A 3,844-nucleotide genomic window follows, 5' to 3' on the forward strand; every position below is an offset into this window, starting at 1 on the left:
AAACGATACTGCGCCACAGGTCGCAGAGGACCCGTTCCCAATGGGGCCTCGTCTCGCGACTCACCACGGCCTACTGGCCCAAGCTGAAAATCCGACACCCGTGGCCAGACCAACGATTTGCCGTCAGCGCTGTCATGGGCGCAACCCAGGGGAGGAGCCTCGTGCCTTAGCGGGCATGCGGGGATCTGCGCGGGGGGCGCTGGGTAACCGGCGTCCCTACCGCAATGAGAATGGTCGTGTTCTAAAGCTGCTGCCGCTCGTACACCCTCGGCAGGCTGCAGGGTTGGGGCATCACGATCCGGAATGGAAAGCGCTGCACGAGAAGGGTAGGCCAAATGGCTCCTGTGGTGCACACGTGCCTCTGAGGACGTTCCCCGACCGGTGCGTGCAGGCTGACTGACCTGTACCGCCTCCGGCGACCGGGTTCTGAGCCGACGCGGATTCTGCTACACGGACGGGGATCGAAGCAGCCGGATGTCATTGTTAGTGCCCCTAAGTCATCGGTGTATCTCGTCTGCAAACTCGTTGAGCCAATGTACATCGTCGGCTCGTGACTGAAGCTCAGTGGCGACGCCGTCGTAGAAAACCGCCAATTCGATCCGCTTGCCGTTCTCCGACAAGAATTCGACCGCATCCAACAGATCGCTATCACCGGAGGACAGCAATAGCGTTTGGTAGCGATCTCGGTGTATTAATGCTAGAGTTGCAATACCAACATCCACGCCCTTCTGTTGCTGATTCGCCAGATCGTGCTGCGTTCCGTGGGGGCAAGTCAGTTCGACCTGAGTACTACATTCATTGCAATGAGCACGGTTTGCTCGGATTGTCTTCAACTCATGTAGCTTAGTGATGAGTTGTGGCCCGCGGGGTGGAGCCGAACGAAGCCATGTGTGAAACGCATCTTGAGCGTCTGTGGGCGGATTCGGCGTGGAGTTGAGATAGTAGGCCCGCCAGATCGGCCCAGACTCCTCCAGCTTTTTGCGGAGCTTCAGGTAGTCTAATCGGTATCCTTGTTCGACTGTTCGGCAGGCATTGAACAGATATCCGGCGTCAATTATCCAGAGTCGCATAGTTGTTCCTCCTCAACCTTGCTGGGCGAGTGGTTTCACGTCAGCTTCGCGATCTTTCGCTGCACTTCCTAATTTCGGGAGTTATATCGTTTACTATATATGCCCCGTCCACGTAGTGGAGGGCTGCCCTCGATCAGGACACTTTTCTGAGTACGATTCGAGTTGGAGGCGGCTTCTTTCCATGAGCCGAGTCGGTAGCGATCTGCACAAGCACGTCACGGAATTCCGAGGTGAGGTCTTCCATATTGAAAAACAGGTCGATCTTGCCCGGTATGCGGTTTTCCTTCGGAAGGGTTCTGTGGTTCCACCGCCCCTCAAGGGTCAGGAAGGTTCCCGAGCGGGCTGAGGGTGGCCATTCGGTTGTCCGGTCTTCAACCTCGAAGAACACAGTGTCTTCCTCAAAGGGAGTTTCGTACCGGATTCTAATGGCCGATAGAACCAGCCTCTGGAAACCGCTGATCTCCTTGCCGCTTCCTGCTGGGCTGTGGATCTCGTATTGAGGCATTGGAACCCCCTCTGGTAGAGTTTCATATCACGGTAGCAGGGAGGATTGCCTATGTCACGAGCACCTGTCATACCACCCCCCTCCGGCGAACATGACCCAGGAGGAACTTGCCCGGCGTCTCCTGGCGTTGCCGCCACAGCCGAAGACGAAAAGGAATCTGAGGCGGCCGAGCCGATAGCGGGCTGCTAGGTTTCTTCGACTGCCTCTATGCAGAGGGTCGGAGACATTCGGAAAGGAACTGGAACATGAATGGGTGAAAGCGAAGGGTGTATCGACACCAGATGAGTATCTCAAGCGGGTCTTGGCAAAGAGGATTCGGAGAGACGTAGGGCGGACCAACAAACAGCCGGCCGATATCCGCAGCAACCAGATTCTGGTCGTGAAGGAAGAAGAAGGAGACCTTCTCTTCCCGTATGTCGTTTACGTCCACCACCTCCGCAACGATTCGCTTTTCGATCGTCCGTTGGTCAACCTCGGAAACGATTTCCGCAGGAACGCGGCGCTCAGAGGCCATGACCAAGACACAGCTTCTGAACGTCCTGTCCGAATCGACCGAGCTCCAGAGGAAGGACGTGGCCTCGGTGCTCGACCAGCTCGAGCGTCACGTCAAGAGACGCGCGGTGGGAACGTTCACGCTTCCTGGGCCTGCTCAAGATCAAGGTCGTGAGCAAGCCCGCGACAAAGGCGCGCAAGATGATCTCGCCCTTCACCGGCCAGGAGATCACGGTGGCCGCGAAACCCGCGTCGCGGGCAGTGAAGGTTTAGCGGGACGGCGGTCAAATGAGCACCTCACTTCAATTGTACTCACCCAAGTCTGTGTGTTCCATTAGTTCCCGGAAGAGCGCCCGCTCACCATGCCAGACTGCAGTTGCACGCACGAGAATGCTTGCGATTGCGCGGGCTGTCAGGAAAAGGATGCCCTGATCCGCATCCTCTACGCGAAGGTTGACGAGCTTGAGAAGGCCCTGAAGGATTGACAAAAAAAGGGGAGATGCGAAAGCCGCTCCCCCTTCGTGCGAGTGGTCAGGGAAGATCGTAGAGCTTTTCAAACGCAACCGTAACGCGGCCGTTCCCAATAACGATACTATGTGCCCCGCTGGTAAGGTCCCGGGGTAAGTCGGCCGAGGCTTCGAGTTTTTGCTGAGGCTGCAGTATTGTGCCGGTTACAAGCTGTCCACCACTTATCGGTGCAGTGAGGGTGAAATTTGCCTTGATTCGCCCAGCTCCCTCTTGGTACTGGCCATAGTACTGAATACCTCCGACGTCGATTCCAGCAATGACCCCGTTTCCTATGTAGAGAGCTAAATGGTTCGAGCCCTGGACACCTTGATAGTGGACAACGTAGAAACCAGCCTGAAGGGGTTCTTCTGACATTTATGACGTCTCCTTTTATCCTTCAGTACCACCTTCGGCGCGAAATGGCAAGTTGCAGGGCCCCGGCGGTGGCGGCACCGCTCTTCGAAGGGTTAGTTTCATGTTTACCGACAACCAACCTTTCCGGAGAACACCATGACCACCAAAGACTGAGGTGGTCCCGGAAAATCGGACAGGTTGCTAAGGTGTATTCGACCGACTGAGGGAGGGATACGCGATGAGCACACGACGACGGTTCAGCGGAGACTTCAAGGCGAAGGTGGCGCTCCATGCGCACTCGGCGGCGGCCACTTCGAAGGTCTGAGCCGCAACGGTAAGATGACTCTTGAGAGGTTTACGCCCGGTCAGGGCGTCAGGTCGCCGTCCTGCCCGGGACTTCGTCCCCGCCCGCCGACCGGGTATCCCTTGAAGATGTCGGCGGCGATGCTGTCGGATACGCGGATGGCGGAGTCGCGCACCGACTCCCGCGCCAGATGCGCGTACCGTGCGGTGGTCTCCACCTTCGTGTGCCCGAGAAGCTTTCCGATCATGGTCAGCCCTTCGCCGAGCGCCAGCGCCCTGGACGCGAACGAGTGGCGGCAGTCGTGAAGCCGCACGTCCTCCAGCTCCGCGCGCTTGCGGATACGGTCCCAGGCGTCGTTCAGGTTGTGCAGGTACGTGCCCGGCTTCTTCCCCGGAATCACGTGCGGGTTCCCATCCACGCGCGGGATGCCGGCGAGCACCCGGGCCGCTTCCGGCGAGAGCGGCGCCACGCGCGCTCTGGTTTGTGAGCCCCCAAGCTGGGTCTCTCGCGAGCCATGTTCCAGGTCGCGCCAGCGTAGCTCCGTTACCTCGTTCCTCCTCAACCCCGTGAGCAGCAACAGCCGTATCGCCGCCTCCGCGTGCGCTGTCATGC

Annotated in this window: 4 protein-coding genes and 1 pseudogene; 1 reads left to right on the forward strand and 4 read right to left on the reverse strand. The window is 58.4% G+C overall.

Annotated features, from left to right (window positions below; all coding sequences use genetic code 11):
- Positions 1-497: 497 nt before the first annotated feature.
- Positions 498-1,070: an NYN domain-containing protein gene (locus OXF11_22290; GenBank protein MCY4489815.1), complete on the reverse strand. Its 573-nt coding sequence runs from the start codon at positions 1,068-1,070 to the stop codon at positions 498-500.
- A 133-nt stretch (positions 1,071-1,203) separates the two neighbouring features.
- Positions 1,204-1,575, reverse strand: coding sequence for a hypothetical protein (locus OXF11_22295; GenBank protein MCY4489816.1), 372 nt, complete (start codon positions 1,573-1,575; stop codon positions 1,204-1,206).
- A 512-nt stretch (positions 1,576-2,087) separates the two neighbouring features.
- On the opposite strand from OXF11_22295, the pseudogene OXF11_22300 reads away from it, so the two are divergent.
- Positions 2,088-2,340: pseudogene (locus OXF11_22300) on the forward strand (HU family DNA-binding protein).
- Between the two features lie 258 nt (positions 2,341-2,598).
- Here OXF11_22300 and OXF11_22305 read toward each other — a convergent pair.
- Entirely contained in the window at positions 2,599-2,949 is a 351-nt protein-coding gene (locus OXF11_22305; GenBank protein MCY4489817.1) for a hypothetical protein, read from the reverse strand.
- Between the two features lie 344 nt (positions 2,950-3,293).
- Positions 3,294-3,844: site-specific integrase (locus OXF11_22310; GenBank protein MCY4489818.1), on the reverse strand; the 551-nt coding region annotated here is incomplete at its 5' end.

It is taken from the genome of Deltaproteobacteria bacterium, assembly GCA_026712905.1.
GTDB lineage: Bacteria > Desulfobacterota > Binatia > UBA9968 > JAJDTQ01 > JAJDTQ01.

Coding starts and splice junctions, on each gene's coding strand:
- OXF11_22290 (MCY4489815.1), bottom strand. CDS start 1,070: ATGCGACTCTGGATAATTGACGCCGGATATCTGTTCAATGCCTGCCGA.
- OXF11_22305 (MCY4489817.1), bottom strand. CDS start 2,949: ATGTCAGAAGAACCCCTTCAGGCTGGTTTCTACGTTGTCCACTATCAA.
- OXF11_22295 (MCY4489816.1), bottom strand. CDS start 1,575: ATGCCTCAATACGAGATCCACAGCCCAGCAGGAAGCGGCAAGGAGATC.